The following is a 20861-nucleotide window of genomic DNA, read 5'->3' as shown; positions in this document are numbered from 1 at the left end:
CATATCCTCGCCGGAACTTCGCCCCATCGATCTTGTTTGTTGGCTTGAACACTTTGTTTGGAAGTCGGGATCAAACTTCCAGCCTCACACAAGACCGGACTGAAGCCGATGCGACTCATCATTGGATACTTTGTAGCCATCGCCGCCATCCTGCTCGGCCTGTCGGCCATTGGCAGCCAGCGCGCCGAAGCCGCCGCAGAGCCTGCCGCGAAACCTGCCACCATAGGCGAGGGTGCCGCGAAGGCGGATCTGGGCATGACGCCTCGGCCGCAAATCGCTGTGGAGAGCCAGGCCATATAGGCGTCAGACCGGCTATGCCGAGTTGACAGACCGCGCCGACTCCCGCGCATTGACGTCCCATGACAGACGTTGCCGTTGCCGTGAAAACCCTCGCCCATTTCGATGGGCTCCCGCTGCCTGCCTATGAGACGGAAGGGGCTGCCGGCATGGACGTGCGCGCGGCCGTTCCAGAGACGGAGCCTGTGACCCTGAAGCCGGGCGAGCGGACGATGGTGCCGACCGGCCTCAGCGTCGCTATTCCGGATGGCTATGAAATCCAGATGCGTCCGCGCTCGGGCCTCGCGGCCAAGCACGGCATCACCTGTCTCAACACGCCGGGCACGATCGACAGCGACTATCGCGGCGAACTCAAGGTCATCCTGATCAATCACGGCAGCGACGCCTTCACCATCGCGCGCGGTGAACGGATCGGACAGATGGTGCTCGCGCCGGTCACGCGGATCGCCTGGGAAACCGTTGACAGCCTGCCGGAAACGATGCGTGGCGAAGGCGGTTTCGGCTCAACGGGGCGCTAGTCCCGAAATTCCTTGTAATTCACGCGGCGATAACGTATTATCGAATTACGATAATAATTTGAGGGTCCAATGTTCGAGATCAATAGCCCGTTCACAATGGTCGTCTTCATCGTGCTGATTGCTGTCGGCGCCGGAGTGGTCAACAACTGGATCAAGGCGCGGGGCGATCGGGAAACTGATCGGGAAACCGAGGCCGAACTGGACCGCATGCGCGGCGAGGTCGAGCGCTTGGGTGAACGCGTGCGTGTGCTTGAGGCCATCGCGACCGACAAGGACGAGCGGCTACGCGACGAGATCCGCCGTCTGGCTTGAGGCTTGAGCGCCTAGAGCAGCATGTTTTCGTCCTTGGCGAAGCGCGCCAGCAGATAGGCGTCGGTATCCTCTATCGTTTCCAGCTTGCCGAAGGCGAAGGCACTGCGGTCGATCACCATGTCACGCGGCCGCAAGGCGCGCGAGATTTCCAGCCCTTCCAGTGAGCGTGCGCGCGAAAAGGCCACATAGGCCTGTCCGTGTGCGAACATCCCCCGGTCAAAGTCGATGAACACCTTGTCCAGCGTCAGGCCCTGCGCCTTATGGATCGTCACCGCATAGGCGAGCCGCAACGGCACCTGTTTGAACGTGCCGACCACTTCGCGTGACACCTTCTTGGTTTCCTGGTCGAGCTCGTATTTGTATTTTTCCCAGGCCGCCGGCTCGATCTCGTAGAGATGGCCGTCCAGTTCGACCATGACATTGTCGCCCTTGAAGCCGTCCACGGTGGCGAGCGACCCGTTCACCCAGCGACCTTCCGGATCATTCTTGATCAGCATCACCCGCGCGCCTTCCTTCAGTTCGAGGTCGGCTTCGGTGGGGTAGGATTTCTCATCAAAGTCGCCCTGAACGCGGGCCTCGAGCGTGTGCGGTTTGCCCGGAAGTTCTTCGAGGCGGGCCTGGTTGATGCGGAAGGCATTGGCGTTGTTCGGCGTCAGCACGACATGCGTTGCGCTCGCCTCGACGGCGGTGCGCTGTGAGACCAGGGTCTGCAGCAGCCGTTCGTCCGGCGGGGTCAGGCGGCCCTGACGCATCGCGCCGAGCAGGGCGAGGAAGCGCGGCTCGGCCTGACGGAAGACATGTTTCAGCGCAAGCAGGGCGAACTCGGCTTCCTTGAAGCCGGGCGCGTTGAAGAAGTAATGCCCGCCATAGCGCTCGTTCAGGATTTCCGCCTCATTGCCGCGCGCCACGGGCGGCAGCTGGTGGAGATCGCCCGAGAGGATCATCCGTACACCACCGAATGGCCGCTTCGACCCCCGATTGAGCCGCAGGCTCTTGTCGATGGCGTCGAGCATGTCTGAGCGGACCATCGAAATCTCGTCGATGATCATCGTGTCGATCGCCTTGATCAGGCGCACCCCGCGCAGCCGTTTGATGTCTGGCGGTTCGATCAGGCGCGGCGGCAGCTTGAAGAAGGAGTGAATGGTCTGTCCGCCGGCATTCATTGCCGCGACGCCGGTCGGGGCAAGAACCACCGTGTTCTCGCCGGCCTCGGCGAGGAAGCGGCGAAGCATGGTCGTCTTGCCGGTTCCGGCGCGTCCGGTCAGGAACAGGTTGCCCTGCGCGCCCGCGCCGTTGGCCACCCATTCGGCGGGCGCGGAATAGATTGTGTCAGGCACGTTGGAAGGAACCGAGTCGCTCATTGCCTGTAGCCTTAACCGCATCCGCCCTGCTAAGCGAGACCATGGCCCTGACCCCTGAACAGCTTCACCGCCATTCCCGCCATATCCTGCTGAAAGAGATCGGCGGGCCGGGCGTTCAGCGGCTGGTATCTGCCTCTGTTTCGATTGTCGGGGCCGGGGCGCTTGGCGGTCCGTGTGCGATGTATCTTGCCGCGGCGGGTGTCGGACGGATCGAGCTCTGGGATGACGACAGTGTCGACCGGTCGAACCTCCAGCGCCAGGTCCAGTTTACCGAGGCCGATACCGGCAGGGCAAAAGTCGACCAGCTCGCCGACCGCCTCAAGGCTGCCGCACCGGATTGCGAGGTCGTCCGCCGGCGCCGGCGCTGGTCGGAGGATGAGGCGCTTTGGGGCCGTATCCTGATCGACGGAACCGACAATTTCGAAACCCGCTTCGCGCTCAACCGTGTCGCTCATGCGAGTGGCCGCCCGCTCGTCTCCGGTGCGGCGACGAGATGGTCGGGTCAGGTTTCGGTTTTTGCCTCCGGTGTCGAGGCTGGTTTGCCGTGCTACCAGTGTTTCGTTCCGCAAACACCACCCGATGCCGAAGCCTGTGAGGATGTCGGCGTGGTCGGTCCGGTGACGGGCATAATCGCGAGCCACATGGCGCTCGAAACCGTAAAGCTTGTAACAGGTGCAGGCCGGCCGCTGACGGGCCAGGTTCTCATAGTTGACGGGCTGAGCGGCGTTTCGCGCGCCGTCAAACTTCGTCAGGACACGGACTGTCCTGTCTGTTCGACCTGAATCTTTCCTTTGACACGGCCGTCTTTTGACGGTTTTACGACGATGTTGAGGTTGATCGGTGAGGGCAGATGCTTCGCAAATTCGCTGCGATAATTCTCACTCTGGTCGCTGTGCTGGCAGCTGGCTGGTTTGCTCTCAAACGTCCCGACATTCCCTATGAAACGCTCGAAAGCAGCTATACGCTTCCGGAGTCCCAATTCCTGACGGTCAGTGGAGATATCAAGCTTCACTATACCGATACCGGCCCGCGTGACGCCCCGGTCGTTGTGCTGGTCCACGGCTTCGCCGCCTCGCTGCATACCTGGCAGCCCTGGCGCAAGACGCTGGAAAATTCCTATCGCGTCATCACCCTGGATCTGCCCGGACATGGCCTTTCGCGGGTCTCCGACGACCATCCCGTCTCGATCGATTACTATGTCGACACGGTCGAGGCGGTGACCCGCAAGCTGAAGGTCGATCAGTTCTCGCTCGCTGGCTCATCAATGGGGGGCAATGTTGCCTGGCAGTATGCGCTGGCCCACCCTGACCAGCTCGTAAGCCTGATCCTGGTAGATGCATCAGGCTGGCCAGATGCCAATCAGGGCGACGATCCACTGGTCTTCCGCCTGCTGCGTATCCCCCTCGCGCGGATCCTGATGAAGGATCTCGACCTGTCGGGCCTGATCGAGGGTGGTTTGCGGGACTCCTTCGCCAATCCGGATCTGGTGAGCCAGGACATGGTCGAGCGTTATACCGCCATGTCCCGCGCCCCCGGCCACCGTGACGCTATGCTGCGCCTGATGGCAGGCAGCAACTCACGTGTGAAAGCAAGCAAACAGCGCCTCGCTGACATCCGTGTGCCGACGCTCATCCTCTGGGGGAAGCAGGACAATCTTATTCCTGTCGGTGATGCTGCGCGCTTCGAAGCCGCGTTGCCGAACGCTGTCGCGATTACCTATCCCGATGCAGGCCATATCCCGCAGGAAGAAGTGGCCGATGAGAGTGCCTCGGATGTACGGGCCTTTCTCGACCGGCACGCCGCTGTAAGCCCTGCCATGAGCACAGACGCCGTCGCCACGCCGGTCAGCGAGACGGCGCAGACCGGGAACGCGACAGGCGGCGGCCTGCGGCCGCGTTAGCTCTCTGACGTGAGGTCGGTATAGACCAGAGAGGTGAAAATCTCTTCCGTCATGAAGCCACTGGCCCAGTCCTCGACCCATGGCTCAAGCGGGCGGGCTTCGAGCGTTTCTTCCAGCGACTTGCCGGCATCGATCTCTGTCTGAACCGCTGCCATCGTATCGACCAGCATGTCACGCAGCGCCTTGATGTCCTCGCGTGTGGCCTCGGGGCCGTGACCGGGGATGATGCGGGTTTCCTCGTCCGTCAGATCGTAGAGCGTCTGGAGCGCATCGACATAGCCCTGGAAGCTGCCGCCGCTTGAGATGTCGACGAAAGGAAAGCTGCCATTGAACATGACGTCGCCGGTATGCAGCACATTCGCTTCCTCGAAATAGATAGCCGAGTCCCCGTCCGTGTGCGCATCGGGCAGGTGGTGGACGCGAATGGTCTGGCCATTGAGGTAAAGGCTCATCTCGGTTGCGTATGAAATGACGGGCCAGGCTTCCTCCTCGGCGGCAGGCGTTGACCGGTCGCGGCCGAGCAGGCTCAGCTCCTGATCCGTGGTCAGACGGGTGCGGACCTCGTCATGCGCAACGATGGTCGCGCCGGAGCCGGCCATGGGCGCATTCCCGCCGACATGATCGCCGTGCCAGTGCGTGTTGAGCAGGAAGCGTAAGTCCGCATCGCCCGCAACTTCGCTGATCGCATTGAGCAGGCCGGGCGCCATTTCGGCATACTGGCTGTCGATCACGAATGTTCCGTCCGGTCCGGTCAGGACGCCGAGATTGCCGCCCCGGCCTGTCAGCATGTAGATGCCGCTGCCGAGGTCGCTGGTCGTTACCTCGGCCGGTTGGGCGGCCTGGGCGGTATGCGTGCCGTTGCCATGTGCAAACGCCACGGGTGTTGTCGCCAGTGCCAGAGCGGCGAGGCTTGTCAAAGTCCTGGACATAGGAGGTCCTCCCTTGCTATTTTTTGCAAGGATAGGGTGCCCGCGCGTGAAGGCGAGTCACAACCCGGTGTCTTTTCAGGAAGAGAGGGGGCCTCAGGCGGCAGACGCGTTGGCGGCTTCCGGGCAGAGAATGGCTTGCATGTCTTTCGCCGTCTCGGCCTTGCGAAGCGCTTCGCGCAGGGCTGGCTGGCGCAAGGTGCGGCTGACCTGGGCGAGGGCCCGCAAATGGTCAGCGCCGGAGCCGACAGGCGCGATCAGCATGAAGATGAGGTCGCAGGGGCGGTCATCGACGGCATCGAAGTCGACGCCCTCGCGCAGGCGCACGAACCCGCCGATCGGATGCGGCAGTTTTTCGATACGGGCATGCGGGATGGCAACGCCTTCGCCGACGCCGGTCGAGCCCAGACGCTCGCGCTCCATGACGGCATCGAAGATGTCGCGCGCATCGAGCTTGGTACGCTCTGCAAGCGCACCCGCGAGCGTGGTGAGCGCCTGCTTGCGGTTCTCTGCCGAAACAGGATCGAGGATGACACCTTCGCCTAGAAGGCTTGAGAGATCAGTCGCCATGGGCCTGCCAGGAATTTCGTCAGGAGGATTTGCTGTCTGTAGCCGGGTCGACCCAGCCAATGTTTCCGTCTGCGCGCCGATATACCATATTCAGCCCCTTGTGTTTTGCATTGCGAAACATGAGGGCCGGAGCATCGGCAAGCTCAAGCTGGAGCACAGCTTCAGAAACGGTCATAGTGCGAATTTGAGAAGCAGATTCTGCTACAATAACAGGCGCTTCACCATCTTCACCCGGTACTTCGGGCTCTTCGTCTTCCGGAGCGGATTTGAGAACGAAGGAGGATGCCGGTTCGCTCGGGAAAGGATCGCGGCCATTCTTGTGATGGTCCTTGAGGCGGCGCTTGTAGCGGCGCACGCGTTTTTCCATCTTGGCCAGCGCATCATCGAGCGCGGCGTACGGGTCATCCGCCTTGCCTGTCGACTGCAGGATAATGCCGGATGGCAAATGAACGTTGCAGTCGATTTCTGTTTCGTGGCCATTCGGGCTGACGGTGACATGCCCGTCAAACTCCCGGTCGAAGTACTTTGTGACGGCAGCTTCCAGACCTGTCTCGATGCGTTCCCGAAGGGCATCGCCAAGGTCCATCTTCCGTCCTGCAATCTGTATCTGCACGGAACTCTCCGATAACGAGGTCCTACTATAACGCCCCGAATGGGGAAATCGAGACCGCGGCCTCCTTAAAATGCTGTGGGGTTGAGTCAACAACCCCTGAGCAGGCCTCAGGCACTGGCTTTCAGGCGCCTGCGGCGTTGTACACTCGAAGGAATGTTCAGGCTTTCGCGGTACTTGGCAACGGTGCGCCGTGCGATTTCTATACCAAACTCGGTCAGAATTTCCACAATCTGATCGTCAGACAGCACGTTCTGCCCTTCGTCATCGACCAGCTGTTTGATGCGATAGCGCACAGCTTCGGCCGAATGCGCATCGCCGCCGGCCGTGCCCGGAATGGCAGCCGAGAAGAAGTATTTCAGCTCGAACAGGCCGCGCGGCGTGCCCATGTACTTGTTGGACGTGACGCGGCTGACGGTGGACTCGTGCATCTGGATCGCGTCTGCCACCTGCTTGAGGTTAAGCGGACGAAGATGCGCCACGCCGTGCGCGAAGAAGGCGTCCTGCTGGCGCACGATCTCACTCGACACTTTGAGAATGGTACGCGCGCGCTGGTCGAGCGACTTGATCAGCCAGGAGGCGTTCTGCGCGCAGTCGGTGATGAATTCCTTTTCCTTCTCGCGCATCGGCAGGGTCGAGACTTCGGCATAGTAGGCCTTGTCCATCAGCACCTTGGGCAGCGTGTCGGAATTGAGCTCGACGGCAAACATGCCGTTTGGCATCTCGCGCACGAAGACATCGGGCACCACCGCGATTGTTGTCCCGCCAGAAAAGGCTGAACCGGGGCGCGGCGTGAGCTGGCGAAGCTCCATGATCATGTCGCGAACGTCTTCCTTGTCGACGCCGCAGACGTCGCAAAGCCCCTTGATATCGTGCTTGGCGACGAGGTCGAGATTTGCGATCAGCGCTTCCATGGCCGGATCGAAGCGGTTCTGGTCCCTGAGCTGCAGGGCTAGGCATTCCTGGACGTCCCGCGCCATGACGCCTGTCGGTTCGAAGCCCTGGCAGACGGAAAGCACGGCCTCGACATTCGCGGGGTCGGCGCCGAGCGTCCCGGCGAGCTCGTCGAGATCCACCTTGCAGTAACCGGCATCATCCGTTTCATCGACAAGGCGGGCACCGATCATCTGGTCGGCTTGCGAAAGGCCGGACATGGCCAGCTGGTCGTGAAGGTGTTCATGCAGCGATTTCTCGCTCGAAACACTGCCTTCGAAGTCATAATCCTCGCCGGAGAAGCTGCCGCCGGAGCCGGCCTGGGACCAGTCGGTCTTGGCCGACGGGCCGGACATCTGGTCAGCCGTCTGGCCGGTATCGGAATTGGTGCCGCTCTCATAGAGGTCGTCGCGAGATGCATCCATATCATCGCGCGCCTCATTGAGCGCGGAATTGTCATCGAGCGTCAGCTCTTCGCGTTTTGCGGGGGCCTCGACCGCTTCGGGCGAATACTCGTCCCGTTCACCGGCCTCGGCGCGTTCCAGCAGTGGATTGCGTTCGATCTCGGCCTCGATGAACTCGGCCAGCTCGGCGTTTGAGAGCTGCAGCAGCTTGATCGCCTGCTGCAACTGTGGGGTCATCACCAGGGACGTTCCCTGGCGCATATCGAGACGTTGTGAAATGGCCATCAGACTCTACGCAGCAAACCGCTCGCCGAGATAGACCCTGCGCACATCCTCGTTGGTCAGGACATCGTCCGGCACACCCTCAAAGAGGACGCCGCCATCATAGATGATGGATGCCCGATCAACGATCTGGAGTGTCTCTCGCACCTGGTGATCCGTGATCAGCACGCCTAGTCCGCGCTTTTTCAGATAACCAACCAGATCGGAAATATCCGACACGGCGAGGGGGTCGATACCGGTAAACGGTTCGTCCAGAAGCATAAAACTCGGTCTGGAGGCGAGCGCACGGGCAATCTCGACACGGCGGCGTTCACCACCGGACAGAGAGGTTGCAGACTGCTTGCGCAGGTGCGTGATGTGCAACTCGTCCAGAAGGGCATCGACTTCAGCCTGCCGCGCCGTCTTGTCCTTTTCGACAAGTTCGACCACGGCCAGGATGTTCTCCTCCACGCTCATGCCCCGAAAAATCGAGGCCTCCTGCGGAAGATAACCGACACCCAGTCGGGCACGCTGGTACATGGGAAGGGCGGTGACGTCGGCGCCATCAATCGTGATGGTCCCGGCATCGGCCCCGATGAGCCCCATGATCATGTAGAAGCATGTCGTCTTGCCGGCCCCGTTCGGGCCCAGCAGTCCAACAACCTCACCGCGCTGGAGAGACAGGGAGACGTCTTTCACAACCTGACGCTTGCCAAATGACTTGGCCAGTCCGGTTGCTACAAGGCCATTGGCCGTGTCCGTCATACCTGTGGTCCTCCCGCTCCGCGCGGTTTGCGCTGCCCAGACGCGTTCCTAGGGCAATAGACTTAAAATCCGCTTAGGCTGGCACGCTTAATTTGACTCATTGCCCGCCGAAGGGCCGCTCTGGTCCCGGTTCGGATTGATGTTCATCTGGACCTGGCCACTGCCGCCATCAAGGATGGTACGGCCGGCCTCAAGCTCCATGACGAGCTTTTCGCCGGTTGCGACATCCTCGCCGCGGATCAGCACGACATTGCCGGTCAGCGTAATCGTATCGGTATTGGCATTGTAGACGCCGCGGTCGCCGGTCGCCTTGATATCAGGCGTCACGTAGTAGACCTCGCCGACGGCTTCCATGCTGGAAATGTCGCCAAAGCCCCCCAGGCCGCTAGTCTGGGTCTGGCCTGTGCCGGAATAATTGATGGTCACGCGGTTAGCACGAAGACGGGCTTCGCCCTGCATGATGTCGACATTGTCGATGAGCACCACCTGGCGCTGGCGTTCGATCACTTCGCTTCGGTCGGCATTCACCCGGATGGGGCCGCCTTCACCGGAGACCTGGGCTGTCGCGGTCGCGCTGGCGACCATACTGATGGCGGCTGCGGCCATCCAAACTCTATTCTTCACCACCACGCTCCTCATTGCCGGTGTCTTCGTCGGCGCCGGCGTCATCTTCGGCCTGTTCGCCGGGTACGATGGTCATCTCCACGCGCCCACTAAGCAGCACGCGGTCACCTTCATCAACAATCTCATACGTGTCGGAGCGGACATCGCCAAGGGGGCCTGACCCGCTCAGGGGGTCGATGCCTTCGACCCGGCCTTCCTGGATAAACATTTTTGCCGAGGTCGAACGGAACGTATAGCCCTTGGCGCTCTCCACCTCGACATCCTCATAGAGGTCGAGGGTCTGGTCGTCCTGATTATACAGGCCGGCCGGTGCGGCTACGCGTGTGCCGTCCTCGCTGATCAGCTCGGGATTTTTCAGGTCGATCTTCTCTCCGCCCCCCATGCGCCGCTGCGCGGTGTCGGCGGTGATCACGAAGGCGCGGCCGGCCACGTCACGGCCGGTAAAGCGTGGATTGACCATGGTGACGACCTGGTCGCCGGTCAGACGCTCAATTGAACTCGGTGAGGCAGAGACCGCGTTCGCGGTCAGGTGACCAATCATGATGCCGGCAGAAATCGCCGCGCCGGCTGTAAAGGCAAGGCGCAGAAAGGAGACCATGGATGAGCGATGGCGCGCCTGCTCCAGAGTCATCTGGCGGCGTGGCTCCCACAAGCTCAGGGCCTTTTCGGTTTCTGCGGAAACATCCATAATATGAATTTAGGGATGATAGCCCAATAATGATAGCGCGATCCGCATGATCTTTCCGTGACCAAATGCGGCAGGAATCTGGCTGTCTCAGCTATGGGCGAAGATGTCTGTGTCAGGCCAGCCCTCAAGGTCGAGACGGGCGCGCACGGGCAGGAAGTCGAAGCAGGCCTGGGCAAGGTCAAGCCGGCCTTCACGTTCGAGCATGGCTTCGAGACCCGCCTTGATCTTGTGCAGGTGCAAGACATCGCTCGCGCAATACTGGAGCTGTGCATCGCTCAGCGTTTCGGCGCCCCAGTCGGAGGATTGCTGCGCCTTTGACATGTCGACCCCGGCGATTTCGCGCGAGACATCCTTCAGGCCGTGGCGGTCGGTATAGGTGCGGCACAGCTTCGAGGCGATCTTGGTGCACCAGACGGGCGCACATTCAATGCCGAGCCAGTGCTTCATCATCGCGATATCGAAGCGGGCGAAGTGGAAGATCTTCAGCCGGCTGTCATCAGCCAGCACCGTCTTCAGGTTCGGACAGTCGAAATCCCGGCCGAGCTGCACGACATGGGCGGTGCCGTCACCGGAGGACAGCTGCACCACGCAGAGCGCATCGCGGAACGGATTGAGGCCCATGGCTTCGGTATCGACGGCGATTTCGTTTCCGAGATCGACCCCGGCGGGCAGGTCGCCCTTGTGCAGCGTGATATTGTTCATGGCCAAACGACTTACCGTCTTTGCGTGAATACGCAATTACTCGCTTGCATTGGATTTGGGCTGCCTGGCCCTCTCGGTAACCGGGCTGCGCGGGCCGGCCGGGTTTTGCCATTCGCCGCATGGACAAGCCGGCAAAGGCGTGATGAAAGGCGCCGAGATGATTCATGCTTGGCTCCTGCAAGCGAGGTAGAGACTTCATGTCCAAAGGTCTGGTTACTGTTTTCGGCGGCTCCGGTTTTATCGGACGCTATGCGGCCCGCGCGCTGGTTCGCGATGGCTGGCGTGTGCGTGTTGCGGTACGCAAGCCCCATGTTTCGGGTGACGTGAAACTGGCAGGCCCGCCCGGATGGGTTGATCTCGCCCAGGCCAATATCCGCAACCGCATGTCGGTGGAGCGCGCTGTGGAAGGCGCTGATGCGGTTGTGAACCTGGTCGGCATCCTGTTCGAGAAGGGCCCGCAAAGCTTCGAAGCCTCCCAGCGCGAAGGCGCGATCAATGTCGCGGAAGCCGCAAAGAAGGCCGGGGTGAAGCGCCTCGTCCAGATTTCAGCGATTGGCGCAGACGAGGACTCCGGCTCCGACTATGCGCGCACAAAGGCCGAGGCTGAAGAAGGCGTGCGCAAGGCGTTCCCCGAAGCGGTCATCCTTCGTCCGTCTATCGTGTTCGGGCCGGAAGACGAGTTCTTCAACAAGTTCGCTGCCATGGCCTCCAGCCCGATGGCGAACATCTTTCCCTTCCTGCCCGCGATTGGCGGCGGCAAGACGAAGCTGCAGCCGGTTTATGCTGGCGATGTCGCCGATGCGATCGCCCATGCGGTCAATCGTGATGACGTTGAAGGCAAGACGTTCGAGCTCGGCGGCCCGCGCGTTTATGAGTTCCGCGAGCTTTATGACTACATCAGCGAGACGATCGACAAGAAGCGCTATGCGATGCCCTTGCCGTTCTTCGTCGCAAAACCGCTGGGGCTGACCTTTGGCGCGTTGTGGCGGGTCCCGCCACTGTCATGGGGTTTCCTCGGTGACCCGCCGATCACCGGCGATCAGGTCGAGATGCTGAAGACCGACAATGTCGTGGCCGACGATGCGCTGACGCTTAAGGATCTCGGTGTCGATGACATCGAGAGCGTGGAGTCGATCGTACCGTCCTATCTCTGGCCCTTCCGCGCCTATGGCGAGTTCCACCAGAAGGGCGAGGCCTGAGCCTAAAGGCCCCGGCGCCCGCCCCGCTGATACCCCTATTATGAAGGCTCGGGCCCGGACACATTTTCCGTGTCCGGCGTGACGAGGTATTCAATCGGATAGACGACGCCGGTCCGCCGGACGGGTTGGCCGTCCTCCATTTTCGGTTCGAAGCGTAATGTCTCGATAGCGGTCCGCGTTGCCTCGACGAAGCCCGGATGCGCGCACTCGACCTCAATACCGGTCTCGACAAAACCTTCTTTCGAGACATCAAAGGTTGCCTTGCATTTGGAGCTGATGCCCTGTTGGGCGAGTTCGATCGGATACTGCGGAACCGGTGGCTTGATCGGCTGGACATTGCTGTCATCGGCTGCGCTTGGCAGGGCCAGGACCAACGCCGTCCCGAGGGCGGCCGTCGCGGCGGCGAGCCCGCCGGTGATCTTCAGAGGGTTGCGGACAAGGGTCATGGAAAGCTCCTTTGCGATGCGTTTCAGCTTCATTTCCCGCGACTGGCGCAAATAGGCATCGATGAAGGTTCGGACCGCATGGCTGACCGTTATGCCTTCTTCCTCGCAAGCGGCCTTGAAGGCTTCCTTCTTGGAATGCGGCAGGCGGACTTCCAGCGTGTCTGACTTCTTTTCGTGATATGACTTCTTCATGCTCTATCCGGCTTGTGTCGCGGTCCTTTCCAAAAGACCCGCTTACCCGCCTGATAGAAACCAAAAGCTGGTCCCGACACCAGAGATTTCGTGTCCGGACACTTCATGTTCCAGTATGTTCAGGCTGGTTTCGCACAGCTTTTGACGTGCCCGCAAATCACCACATTGCGAGCCGCTTCCTGCTACATTTCATGACAACAATGTCATGAAACAGGCTTTCCGCAGGCGATGGGACGCATAAGCGGAAAGGGCGACGTGCGGAGATGGCGGAACGGCCGGCTGCGCGCGTCGTCTATTGTCACAAGCCTTCCCGACTATTGAAAAAGCCCGCCCCTTGAGAAGAGGCGGGCTTTCGTGACTTTTGCGATCAGGTCAGCGCGATCATTTCAGCGCTTCCAGCCGCGCAATCTGTGCATCGGCATCGGTACGAAGCTGCGCCAGCATGGAGCGCGTATCCGGTGTGACGGCGGCGTCCATCGCCTTGTTGATCTCCTCAAGGAGGTAGCGTTCGCCACGCAGGACTTCCTCCACCGCGACCTCGGTGTCCTTGTCGACAATTGTCCGCATTGCCGTGAAGGAGCGGTGCATTGTTCCCAGGGCCTGGCCATGCTCGGCTGGATTGCCGCCAAGGGTGATCACGCGCGCCTGGAGCAGGTCGCGCTGGGCGTTCCGCTTCTTGGCGAGGTCGAGCAGAACCGGCTTGAGCCCGTTCTTCTCGTCGGGGATGTCGGCCGCCTGCTTATAAAGCGCCGCAGCGTCGATATAGATTCTGGTCAGACGGTTCAGTTCGCTGATCTCTTCCTTCATCGCTTCGCTTTGCTGGGCGGTTTGCTGGACTGCCGCGGATTCGCTTTCGGTCAGGCCGGCAGAGCTGCAGGCGGTCATGCCAAATGGCAGGGCGAGGGCAGCGGATGCCAGAAGAATACGTTTCATGAGCCTTGATCCTTTCCATTCTGGAACGAGGCTCAAACGGGTCTGACGGGAGGCAGTTCCGTTTTCCGGTGGCCGCAATCCTTAACTCGCGGAAAGGTAAGGCAGCATTGCAAACAGGGCGATACCCAGGATGAGCCTGTAGATCACGAAGGGCAGGAAGCTCATCCGGTTGAGAAGGGCCATCAGGCCCCAGATGGAAGCGAGACCGGTGATGAAGGCGACGCCAGCGACAATCATCCCGTCCTGAAAGGTGAGAAGCGCACCGGCGTCCGGGTCTGCGGTGAAGAGCCCATAGGCGCCGTACAGGCCGGCCGCCGCAAGGATGGGGGCGCCGATCAGCATGGAAAAGCGGGCCGCCTCGGTGCGGTCATAGCCGAAAGCGCGCGCGGCCGTCATGGTGATACCGGAGCGGCTCGTGCCCGGAATGATGGCGGCAATGGCCTGCGTCGCGCCGATCAGCAGGGCATGGGTAAAGGTCATGTCCTCTTCCCTGCGCGTACGCGGGCCCTTCACGTCTGCCCACCAGAGGAGCAGGCCAAAGACGATGGTCGCCCCGGCCACGGTCGGCACGCTGCGGAGGGCGTCCTGCATGCTTTCCGGCAGGACGCCTTCATAGAGGAGGGCGGCGACGAGGGCGATCGGCGTGGCGATGAGGACGCAGGCGGCAAGCCTCGCCCCGGGCGACAGGCGTTTCTTCGTCACAGGGGCGGCCACCAGCTCGAACCCGCCCAGAAAGGCGCTCGCCACATCCTTGCGGAAATAGACCAGCATGGCTGCCAGCGTGCCGAGATTGGACACGGCATTGATGAGCAGTTCGTCGCGCCCGCCGGCACCGAAGGAGTCCGACAGCAGAAGCACATGAGCGGATGATGAGATCGGCAGCCACTCGGTGACGCCCTGGATCGCAGCGATGATCAAAAGCTGAAAAAGTGACATTTCGCCTGTATACGCTAGATTGCCGATGGCGCCTGTCTGGCATGGTTCGCCGGGGAACGCACGCCTGCTTGTATATATCAATATGATATGCGTTAAATTTGCACGTTAACGCTTTTTGCGCTATATAAGCCAAAATATCCGCATATACATATCATTTTGATATTTCGGGGCGCATTCTGCCTTGCGCTTTCCTGATCTGCGGCTAATAAGGCATAAAATTGCAGACCCAAGGACCGTCCCCATGGCCAGCCGCATGCTGAAGTTTACAGAAATTGACCGCGCCATGCCCGAAAAGCGCGAGGCGAAGGCGCGGACGCAGGATTTCGATGAAATTTACAGCGACTATGCCCAGCAAGTCGCCGAGGATCAGGCCGGGCGCTGCTCGCAGTGTGGCGTGCCATTCTGCCAGCAAGGCTGCCCGCTTTCCAACAACATCCCCGACTGGCTGAAACTCGTCGCCGAGGACCGGATGGAAGAGGCTTATCAGGTCTCGCAGGCGACCAATAACATGCCGGAGATTTGCGGCCGGATCTGCCCGCAGGACCGCCTCTGCGAGGGTATCTGTACGGTCGAGCAATCCGGCCACGGCACGGTGACGATCGGTGCGATCGAACGCCACATTACCGATTATGCGTGGGAGCAGGGCTGGGTCACGCCGGTCAAACCCCCGCGCGAGCGCGATCAGTCGGCTGGCGTGATTGGCGCGGGGCCGGGCGGTCTTGCCGCTGCCGAGCAGCTGCGCCGCAAGGGCTACCAGGTGACCGTCTATGACCGTTATGACCGCGGCGGCGGCCTGCTCATGTACGGTATTCCGGGCTTCAAGCTCGAGAAAGTCGTGGTCGAGCGCCGCATCAAGCGGCTGGAAGATTCCGGTATCAGATTCGAGTTCAACACCGATATCGGCGAGGACGTGACCTTCACCGAGCTGCGCGACAAGCATGACACGCTGTTGATCGCGACAGGCGTCTACAAGGCGCGCGACCTGATGGTGCCGGGATCTGGCACGAAGGGCGTGCTGCCGGCGCTGGATTTCCTGACAACCTCAAACCGCCGTGGGCTGGGTGACGAAGTGCCGACCTTTGACGACGGCACCCACAATGCCGAAGGCAAGCGCGTCGTCGTGATCGGTGGCGGCGACACGGCCATGGATTGCGTGCGGACCGCTGTGCGCGAGGGTGCCAAGTCGGTGACCTGCCTCTATCGCCGTGACCGGGCCAACATGCCGGGCTCCCAGCGCGAAGTCGCCAATGCCGAGGAGGAGGGCGTCGTGTTCGAATGGCTCGCCGCACCGGAAGCGATCCTCGATACCAAGGCCGGCAAGCTGAAGGCCGTTCGCGCCGCCCGCATGAAGCTCGGCGCGCCGGACCCGTCCGGTCGTCAGTCGCCGGAAAAGACGGGCGCAACCTTCGACATCAAGGCCGACATGGTCATCAAGGCGCTCGGCTTCGATCCGGAAGACCTGCCGGAGCTGTTTGGTGATCCGGCGCTCAAGGTGAACCGCTGGGGCGCCATCCGCGTCGATTTCGCCACAATGGAAACCAGCATCCCGAACGTCTTTGCCGCCGGCGATATCGTACGCGGAGCCTCGCTCGTCGTCTGGGCGATCAAGGATGGCCGCGACGCCGCCGAGGAGATGCACAAGCGCATGAAGGCCGAGGTGCGAGAGCGCAAGGCCAAGCGCGAACCCGTCGCTGCGGAATAAGCCGGCCTGCGCCAGAACAAGAACGATTTTCCCTCAAGGGACCCGAAGACATGACCGATACGATCGAAAAATATCTCATCGAGCGCCAGAAGCTGATCGAGGCGCATGCCTATGATCCCGAGCATGAGAAGGATGCTTGCGGCGTCGGTCTCGTGGCCTCGCTCGATGGCAAGCCGAAGCGCGAAATCGTCGAGATGGGTATCAAGGCCCTGAAGAATGTCTGGCACCGCGGCGCTGTCGATGCCGACGGCAAGACCGGCGACGGGGCGGGCATCCGTATCGAGGTGCCGCAGGACTTCTTCCGCGAGCAGGCCGAACGCACCGGTCACAACCCGACCGACGACCCGATCTGTGTCGGCCAGATCTTCCTGCCGCGCACCGACCTGGGCTCGCAGGAAGCCGCCCGTGCCATCGTCGAGACTGAAATCCTGCACTTCGGCTTTTATATCTATGGCTGGCGCCAGCCCCCGGTGGACATCAGTGTCATCGGTCAGAAGGCCGCCGATACCCGGCCCGAAATCGAGCAGGTCATGTTCCGTGACAGCCGCGGACGTTCGCCTGACGACCTGGAGCGCGCGCTCTATCTCTGCCGCCGCCGGATCGAGCGCAAGGCCCGCGAAGCCGGTATTCCGGGCTTTTATATCTGCTCGCTCAGCCACAAATCGCTGATCTACAAGGGCATGTTCCTCGCCCAGGACATCGACAATTTCTTCCTTGACCTGAAGGATGATCGTTTCGTTTCGCCGATCGCGATCTATCACCAGCGCTATTCGACCAACACCTTCCCGCGCTGGGAGCTGGCGCAGCCTTTCCGCATGCTCGCCCATAATGGCGAGATCAACACCCTGCGCGGCAACCTCAACTGGATGAAGAGCCACGAGATCAAGATGGTCTCGGGCGCCTTTGGGGATGATGTCGAGGACGTGAAGCCGGTCGTGCCGAAGGGCCTGTCGGATTCCGGTGCGCTCGACGCTGTCTTCGAAATCCTCTGCAAGGCCGGGCGGACGGCGCCAATGACCAAGGCACTGCTGATCCCTGAAGCCTGGTCGAAGCGTGCCTCGATCATACCGGACAATCACGCGGCGCTTTATGCCTACTGTAACTCGGTCATGGAGCCCTGGGACGGGCCGGCGGCCGTCTGTGCCTATGACGGACGCTGGGCAATTGCCGGGCTGGACCGCAATGGCCTGCGTCCGCTGCGCTATGCGCTGACCTCGGACGGTATCCTGGCGGTCGGTTCCGAAACAGGCATGTGCCCGCTGTCGGGCCATGAGGTCGTCCGCCGCGGTCATGTGCGCGCCGGCGGCATGATTGCGGCCAATCTCGAAGAGGGCCGCTTCTACGAGCATGACGAGATCATCGACGAGCTTGCCGCCGAACATCCGTATGACAAGTGGCTGAAGAATGTGAAGGACCTGGAGGCTGAGATCATCCAGGGCGAAGAGCCGCGCCTTTACGACAAGGAAGGCCTGACGCGCCGCCAGATGGTGGCGGGCTTCACGCTGGAGACATCCGAACTCATCCTCGCGCCCATGGCCGAGACGGGCAAGGAGGCGATCGGCTCGATGGGCGATGACAGCCCGCTGGCCGTCCTGTCGAGCGAGCCTCGTCCCCTCTCGCACTTCTTCCGGCAGAATTTCTCGCAGGTGACCAACCCGCCGGTCGATCCGCTGCGCGAAGACCGGGTGATGTCGCTCAAGACGCGGTTCAAGAACCTCGGCAACATCCTGACCACCGACGAGACCCAGCAGAACGTCTTCGTCCTCGAGAGCCCGTTCCTCTCCACCGGCATGTATCACCGGCTGATGGAGACGCTCGGTGAAGGCGTCGAACATGTCGACTGCACCTTCAAGCTCGAAGACGTCCTGGGTGACGGGTCAGCATTGAAAAAAGCACTGGCGCGCATTCAGGCCGAAGCCGAGGAAGCGGTACGGGCTGGCCGGGAACACATCGTTCTCACCGACGAGCATCAGGGGATCGACAATGTCGCCATCCCGATGATCCTCGCGACCGGCGCCGTCCACTCGCACCTGGTGAGCCAGGGCCTCCGGACCTTCTGCTCGCTCACCGTGCGCTCGGCGGAGTGTATGGATACGCACTATTTCGCCGTGCTCGTTGGCTGCGGCGCGACCTGCGTGAACGCCTATCTCGCACAGGAAGCCATCGCCGACCGTCACGCCCGTGGCCTGCTCGGCGAGGAGCCGGTGAGCCATTATGTGCAGAACTACAAGAAGGCGATCGAGGCGGGCCTGCTCAAGATCATGTCGAAGATGGGCATCTCGGTCATCTCGTCCTATCGCGGCGGCTACAATTTCGAGGCGCTTGGCCTCTCCCGCGCTCTGGTGGCCGACTATTTCCCTGGCATGACCAGCCGCATTTCGGGCATCGGCCTTGCCGGTCTCGAGGACAATGCAGTTGAGCGTCATGAGAAAGCGTTCGACGAAGATGTCATCTCGCTGCCGGTGGGCGGCTTCTACAAGCTGCGCGCCTCAGGTGAGCCGCATGCGCTCGACGGCAACCTGATCCACATGCTGCAGGCCGCGTGTGATCGCGGTGACTATGCGCTCTATGAGAAATATGTCGACGCGCTGTCGAACCGGCACCCGATCCAGTTGCGTGACCTGATCGACTTCAAGACCCACAAGCAGACGGCGATCCCGCTCGAACAGGTCCAGTCGGTCAATGAAATCCGCAAGCGCTTCGTGACGCCCGGCATGTCACTCGGCGCGCTGAGCCCGGAAGCGCATGGTACGCTGAATGTCGCCATGAACCGCATCGGCGCGAAGTCTGTCTCCGGTGAGGGGGGCGAGATCCGCGAGCGCTACCGTCCGCTGCCGAATGGCGACAACATGAACTCCGCGGTCAAGCAGGTCGCCTCCGGGCGCTTCGGTGTGACGGCGGAATACCTGAATGAGTGCCGCGAGGTGGAGATCAAGATCGCCCAGGGCGCAAAGCCCGGTGAGGGCGGCCAGCTGCCTGGCTTCAAGGTCACTGAGATGATTGCGAAGAACCGGCATGCGACGCCCGGCGTAACGCTGATCTCGCCGCCGCCGCACCATGATATCTACTCCATCGAGGATCTCGCCCAGCTCATCTACGATCTCAAGCAGATCAATCCGGATGTGCGTGTCTGCGTGAAGCTTGTTGCGCAGTCCGGCGTCGGCACGGTTGCCGCCGGTGTGGCGAAGGCCAAGGCCGATGTGATCCTGATTGCTGGCGGTGTCGGCGGGACGGGGGCATCGCCGCAGACCTCGATCAAGTATGCCGGCCTGCCCTGGGAAATGGGCCTGGCCGAAGCCCATCAGGTGCTGTCGCTCAACAATCTTCGCGACAAGGTCACGCTTCGTACCGATGGCGGCCTGCGCACCGGCCGCGACATCGTCATTGCGGCGATGCTGGGGGCGGAAGAGTATGGCATCGGCACCGCCTCGCTGGTGGCGATGGGCTGCATCATGGTGCGCCAGTGCCATTCGAACACCTGCCCGGTCGGCGTGTGTGTGCAGGACGAAGCGCTTCGCAAGAAGTTTACCGGCTCCCCGGAGAAGGTCGTGAACCTCATGTCCTTCCTGGCCGAAGATGTACGCCACATCCTGGCAAGTCTCGGCCTTTCCTCGCTCGACGAGGCGGTTGGCCGGACCGACCTGTTGAGCCAGGTCAGCCGCGGGGCCTCCCACCTCGATGACCTCGATCTCAACCCGCTTCTGGTGCGTGTCGAGACGATGAAACCTGTCGTCTATCGCCCGACCCACCGCACCGAAGTTGTGGACACGCTGGATGCGCAGATCCTGCGCGACGGCGAGCCCTTCTTCACGCGAGGCGAGAAGATGCAGCTCGAATATGACGTGCAGAATGTGCAGCGGTCCATAGGCGCGCGTTGCAGTTCGTCCATCGTACGCAAGTTCGGCGAGAAGGCCCTGCCGGAAGGCCGCCTGCGGGTTCGCCTGGCGGGCAGTGCGGGCCAGTCGCTCGGGGCGTTCGCGGTGCAGGGCCTGCTGCTGGATGTCTTTGGCGACGCCAATGACTATGTCGGCAAGGGGCTTTCCGGGGCCACGATCCAGCTGCGCCCGCGCCGGGATGCGCAACTGGAAGCCTCCGAGAACACGATCATCGGCAATACCTGCCTTTATGGCGCAACCTCCGGCCGGCTCTACGCGGCCGGGCAGGCTGGCGTTCGCTTCGGCGTTCGCAATTCGGGGGCGGAAGCCGTCGTTGAGGGCTGCGGCGCGAATGGCTGCGAGTACATGACCGGCGGACGTGTCGCGATCCTTGGCCCGGTGGGTGACAATTTCGGTGCCGGCATGACCGGCGGTGTGGCCTGGATCTGGGATCCTGACAAGCGTTTCGAGCGCGTCGCCAACCCGGACTCCATCGACTGGTACACGCTTGCCGACATGCACGAGGAGCATATTGGCCGGTTCCACCTGATGCTGGAGATGCATGCCGAGCGGACCGGGTCGAAGCGGGCCCAGAAGCTGCTTGAGAACTGGGAGCAGACGCTTCAGGAAACCTGGCTCATCGTGCCGAAGGAAGTAGCTGGCATGATCCTTGGTGAAAAGCCTGCCGCGAAAGCCGGATAAACCCC

General features: G+C 61.7%; 20 protein-coding genes. 8 read left to right on the top strand and 12 right to left on the bottom strand.

Annotated features, from left to right (window positions below; all coding sequences use genetic code 11):
• Positions 1 to 108: 108 nt before the first annotated feature.
• From Q1K29_RS01815 to Q1K29_RS01805, 3 genes are all read left to right on the top strand, one after another.
• Positions 109 to 300, top strand: a complete 192-nt coding sequence (locus Q1K29_RS01815) for a hypothetical protein (RefSeq protein ID WP_300390825.1) — start codon at positions 109 to 111, stop codon at positions 298 to 300.
• Between the two features lie 59 nt (positions 301 to 359).
• Positions 360 to 815, top strand: a complete 456-nt coding sequence (gene dut / locus Q1K29_RS01810; protein WP_300390822.1) for a dUTP diphosphatase — start codon at positions 360 to 362, stop codon at positions 813 to 815.
• A gap of 69 nt (positions 816 to 884) precedes the next feature.
• A complete protein-coding gene (locus Q1K29_RS01805) occupies positions 885 to 1127 on the top strand; it encodes a hypothetical protein (protein WP_300390819.1) in 243 nt (80 codons plus the stop codon).
• An 11-nt stretch (positions 1128 to 1138) separates the two neighbouring features.
• Here Q1K29_RS01805 and Q1K29_RS01800 read toward each other — a convergent pair whose 3' ends face one another.
• Positions 1139 to 2488 carry an AAA family ATPase gene (locus Q1K29_RS01800; protein WP_300390817.1) on the bottom strand — a complete coding sequence of 450 codons (1350 nt, stop codon included), beginning with the start codon at positions 2486 to 2488 and terminating at the stop codon, positions 1139 to 1141.
• Positions 2489 to 2529: 41 nt separating this feature from the next.
• Here Q1K29_RS01800 and Q1K29_RS01795 point away from each other — a divergent pair, with 41 nt between their 5' ends.
• On the top strand, positions 2530 to 3270 hold the full coding sequence (locus tag Q1K29_RS01795; protein ID WP_300390814.1) for a ThiF family adenylyltransferase: 741 nt from the start codon (positions 2530 to 2532) through the stop codon (positions 3268 to 3270).
• Between the two features lie 68 nt (positions 3271 to 3338).
• The gene (locus tag Q1K29_RS01790) at positions 3339 to 4388 is read left to right on the top strand and encodes an alpha/beta fold hydrolase (protein WP_300390811.1); all 1050 of its coding nucleotides are present in this window, start codon (positions 3339 to 3341) and stop codon (positions 4386 to 4388) included.
• Here the strand turns inward: Q1K29_RS01790 and Q1K29_RS01785 are convergent.
• From Q1K29_RS01785 to Q1K29_RS01750, 8 genes are all read right to left on the bottom strand, one after another.
• Positions 4385 to 5317 carry an MBL fold metallo-hydrolase gene (locus Q1K29_RS01785; protein WP_300390808.1) on the bottom strand — a complete coding sequence of 311 codons (933 nt, stop codon included), beginning with the start codon at positions 5315 to 5317 and terminating at the stop codon, positions 4385 to 4387. The two genes, Q1K29_RS01790 and Q1K29_RS01785, sit on opposite strands and share 4 nt — an antisense overlap.
• Positions 5318 to 5410: 93 nt before the next feature.
• Positions 5411 to 5884 (bottom strand): PTS sugar transporter subunit IIA, encoded by a 474-nt coding sequence (locus Q1K29_RS01780; protein WP_300390805.1) that lies wholly within the window; start codon positions 5882 to 5884, stop codon positions 5411 to 5413.
• Positions 5885 to 5903: 19 nt separating this feature from the next.
• A complete protein-coding gene (gene raiA / locus Q1K29_RS01775; protein ID WP_300390802.1) occupies positions 5904 to 6497 on the bottom strand; it encodes a ribosome-associated translation inhibitor RaiA in 594 nt (197 codons plus the stop codon).
• Positions 6498 to 6604: 107 nt separating this feature from the next.
• Positions 6605 to 8116: an RNA polymerase factor sigma-54 gene (rpoN, locus tag Q1K29_RS01770; protein WP_300390798.1), complete on the bottom strand. Its 1512-nt coding sequence runs from the start codon at positions 8114 to 8116 to the stop codon at positions 6605 to 6607.
• 6 nt (positions 8117 to 8122) lie between these two features.
• A complete protein-coding gene (gene lptB, locus Q1K29_RS01765) occupies positions 8123 to 8857 on the bottom strand; it encodes an LPS export ABC transporter ATP-binding protein (protein ID WP_300390795.1) in 735 nt (244 codons plus the stop codon).
• Positions 8858 to 8944: 87 nt separating this feature from the next.
• The gene (locus Q1K29_RS01760; protein WP_300390792.1) at positions 8945 to 9481 is read right to left on the bottom strand and encodes an LptA/OstA family protein; all 537 of its coding nucleotides are present in this window, start codon (positions 9479 to 9481) and stop codon (positions 8945 to 8947) included.
• The gene (gene lptC / locus Q1K29_RS01755; protein ID WP_300390789.1) at positions 9471 to 10112 is read right to left on the bottom strand and encodes an LPS export ABC transporter periplasmic protein LptC; all 642 of its coding nucleotides are present in this window, start codon (positions 10110 to 10112) and stop codon (positions 9471 to 9473) included. Before lptC ends, Q1K29_RS01760 begins: the two co-directional genes overlap by 11 nt.
• A gap of 144 nt (positions 10113 to 10256) precedes the next feature.
• Positions 10257 to 10871: a ribonuclease D gene (locus Q1K29_RS01750; RefSeq protein WP_300390786.1), complete on the bottom strand. Its 615-nt coding sequence runs from the start codon at positions 10869 to 10871 to the stop codon at positions 10257 to 10259.
• A 197-nt stretch (positions 10872 to 11068) separates the two neighbouring features.
• Between Q1K29_RS01750 and Q1K29_RS01745 the strand changes: the two genes are divergently transcribed.
• On the top strand, positions 11069 to 12070 hold the full coding sequence (locus Q1K29_RS01745) for a complex I NDUFA9 subunit family protein (RefSeq protein WP_300390783.1): 1002 nt from the start codon (positions 11069 to 11071) through the stop codon (positions 12068 to 12070).
• A gap of 38 nt (positions 12071 to 12108) precedes the next feature.
• On the opposite strand, the gene Q1K29_RS01740 is transcribed toward Q1K29_RS01745, so the two are convergent.
• From Q1K29_RS01740 to Q1K29_RS01730, 3 genes are all read right to left on the bottom strand, one after another.
• Positions 12109 to 12708, bottom strand: coding sequence for an energy transducer TonB (locus Q1K29_RS01740; protein ID WP_300390780.1), 600 nt, complete (start codon positions 12706 to 12708; stop codon positions 12109 to 12111).
• 381 nt (positions 12709 to 13089) lie between these two features.
• Positions 13090 to 13641: a PA2169 family four-helix-bundle protein gene (locus Q1K29_RS01735; RefSeq protein WP_300390777.1), complete on the bottom strand. Its 552-nt coding sequence runs from the start codon at positions 13639 to 13641 to the stop codon at positions 13090 to 13092.
• 81 nt (positions 13642 to 13722) lie between these two features.
• Positions 13723 to 14577, bottom strand: coding sequence for an undecaprenyl-diphosphate phosphatase (locus Q1K29_RS01730; RefSeq protein ID WP_300390774.1), 855 nt, complete (start codon positions 14575 to 14577; stop codon positions 13723 to 13725).
• 241 nt (positions 14578 to 14818) lie between these two features.
• Between Q1K29_RS01730 and Q1K29_RS01725 the strand changes: the two genes are divergently transcribed.
• Complete coding sequence (locus Q1K29_RS01725) at positions 14819 to 16279, top strand: NAD(P)-dependent oxidoreductase (protein WP_300390771.1); 1461 nt, start codon at positions 14819 to 14821, stop codon at positions 16277 to 16279.
• Positions 16280 to 16329: 50 nt separating this feature from the next.
• Positions 16330 to 20856, top strand: a complete 4527-nt coding sequence (gene gltB / locus Q1K29_RS01720) for a glutamate synthase large subunit (protein ID WP_300390769.1) — start codon at positions 16330 to 16332, stop codon at positions 20854 to 20856.
• Positions 20857 to 20861 lie beyond the last annotated feature (5 nt).

Source organism: Henriciella sp. (assembly GCF_029937755.1).
Lineage (GTDB): Bacteria > Pseudomonadota > Alphaproteobacteria > Caulobacterales > Hyphomonadaceae > Henriciella.
This window is presented reverse-complemented; position numbering and strand designations above follow the sequence as displayed.

Coding starts and splice junctions, on each gene's coding strand:
- Q1K29_RS01815 (WP_300390825.1), top strand. CDS start 109: ATGCGACTCATCATTGGATACTTTGTAGCCATCGCCGCCATCCTGCTC.
- dut (WP_300390822.1), top strand. CDS start 360: ATGACAGACGTTGCCGTTGCCGTGAAAACCCTCGCCCATTTCGATGGG.
- Q1K29_RS01805 (WP_300390819.1), top strand. CDS start 885: ATGTTCGAGATCAATAGCCCGTTCACAATGGTCGTCTTCATCGTGCTG.
- Q1K29_RS01800 (WP_300390817.1), bottom strand. CDS start 2,488: ATGAGCGACTCGGTTCCTTCCAACGTGCCTGACACAATCTATTCCGCG.
- Q1K29_RS01795 (WP_300390814.1), top strand. CDS start 2,530: ATGGCCCTGACCCCTGAACAGCTTCACCGCCATTCCCGCCATATCCTG.
- Q1K29_RS01790 (WP_300390811.1), top strand. CDS start 3,339: ATGCTTCGCAAATTCGCTGCGATAATTCTCACTCTGGTCGCTGTGCTG.
- Q1K29_RS01785 (WP_300390808.1), bottom strand. CDS start 5,317: ATGTCCAGGACTTTGACAAGCCTCGCCGCTCTGGCACTGGCGACAACA.
- Q1K29_RS01780 (WP_300390805.1), bottom strand. CDS start 5,884: ATGGCGACTGATCTCTCAAGCCTTCTAGGCGAAGGTGTCATCCTCGAT.
- rpoN (WP_300390798.1), bottom strand. CDS start 8,116: ATGGCCATTTCACAACGTCTCGATATGCGCCAGGGAACGTCCCTGGTG.
- lptB (WP_300390795.1), bottom strand. CDS start 8,857: ATGACGGACACGGCCAATGGCCTTGTAGCAACCGGACTGGCCAAGTCA.
- lptC (WP_300390789.1), bottom strand. CDS start 10,112: ATGACTCTGGAGCAGGCGCGCCATCGCTCATCCATGGTCTCCTTTCTG.
- Q1K29_RS01750 (WP_300390786.1), bottom strand. CDS start 10,871: ATGAACAATATCACGCTGCACAAGGGCGACCTGCCCGCCGGGGTCGAT.
- Q1K29_RS01745 (WP_300390783.1), top strand. CDS start 11,069: ATGTCCAAAGGTCTGGTTACTGTTTTCGGCGGCTCCGGTTTTATCGGA.
- Q1K29_RS01740 (WP_300390780.1), bottom strand. CDS start 12,708: ATGAAGAAGTCATATCACGAAAAGAAGTCAGACACGCTGGAAGTCCGC.
- Q1K29_RS01735 (WP_300390777.1), bottom strand. CDS start 13,641: ATGAAACGTATTCTTCTGGCATCCGCTGCCCTCGCCCTGCCATTTGGC.
- Q1K29_RS01730 (WP_300390774.1), bottom strand. CDS start 14,577: ATGTCACTTTTTCAGCTTTTGATCATCGCTGCGATCCAGGGCGTCACC.
- Q1K29_RS01725 (WP_300390771.1), top strand. CDS start 14,819: ATGGCCAGCCGCATGCTGAAGTTTACAGAAATTGACCGCGCCATGCCC.
- gltB (WP_300390769.1), top strand. CDS start 16,330: ATGACCGATACGATCGAAAAATATCTCATCGAGCGCCAGAAGCTGATC.